Here is a 1,147-nt window from a genome sequence, read left to right as displayed (position 1 = left end):
TACGGCTTCAAAAACAGCAGAAACGGTTCAGTATTTCGATGGTTTAGGTAGACCTAAACAAGTCGTTAATATCAAAGCATCCCCACTTGGAAATGATGTGGTTACTCCGATTATTTATGATGGATTTGGAAGACAAACAAGAGATTATCTGCCTGTTCCTCAACTATCGACAAGCAATGGGGCAATATATACTCAAGCTTCAGGATTGATAGATTTTCCCGTAGGAGATCCTGCAAGTACCTATACCAACGAGAAGGCATTTGCTGAAAAGCAATTGGAAAACTCTCCTTTAGACAGAATTCAGCAGCAGATTCAGGTGGGAAATGACTGGGCAAGTAAGCCTGTAAAATTCGATTATGGTACAAATATACAGCAAGATCAGGTTCGAATGTTATTAACAAACACTACATGGTCTAACAACAGTACCTTATCCACCGTGCGAATTGCCTATGATTTTAATTATGCACCAGGAAAGCTGTATAAAAATACAGTTACAGATGAAGACGGTAATAAAACGATAGAATTTAAAAACGGGCAGGGACAAATTATATTAGTAAGAAAAGTACTTAGCTCAACAGAAAATGCTGATACCTATTACGTATATAATGAATATAATCAATTAGCTTTTGTTATCTCACCAAAAGCTTCGATTGATTTTTTGGAGGGAGCAGGAAGTGATGATGAAATACCAAATGATATTTTAAACGACCTTTGCTATCAATACAAATATGATGGCAGAAATCGATTAGTAGAAAAAAAGCTTCCTGGGAAAGACTGGGAGTATATGGTATATGATAAAGCAGACCGTCTAATCTTTACTCAGGATGCTAATTTGAGACAACAAGGAAAATGGCTGTTTTCTAAATATGATCAATTTGGAAGAGTCATTTATACAGGAATTATTTTGGCTGCCACGAGAGCATCTTTACAAAATACAGCCAATAATTATATTGTAACTGATTCAAGAAGTTTAACAGGTTTTACCAAAAACGGAATACAAGTATATTATACCAATGTTTTGTTTAATGAAATACAAACATTATTATCGGTTAATTATTACGACACCTATCCAGCAGGAACTCCCGCAATCCCTACTCAAATTTTAGGACAGGATATTCTTTCGCAAGACTCACAGAATTCAAATACC

1 protein-coding gene is annotated in these 1,147 nt (G+C 35.5%); it reads left to right on the top strand.

Annotated elements, in window-relative coordinates:
- Positions 1 to 1,147: DUF6443 domain-containing protein (locus OEW74_RS19465; RefSeq protein WP_265430062.1), on the top strand; the 1,147-nt coding region annotated here is incomplete at both ends.

The sequence above is a fragment of the Chryseobacterium sp. YIM B08800 genome (genome assembly GCF_026163565.1).
Classification (GTDB): domain Bacteria; phylum Bacteroidota; class Bacteroidia; order Flavobacteriales; family Weeksellaceae; genus Chryseobacterium.
The sequence above is the reverse complement of the archived record's forward strand: the minus strand, read 5'-3'. Positions and strand labels throughout refer to the sequence as shown.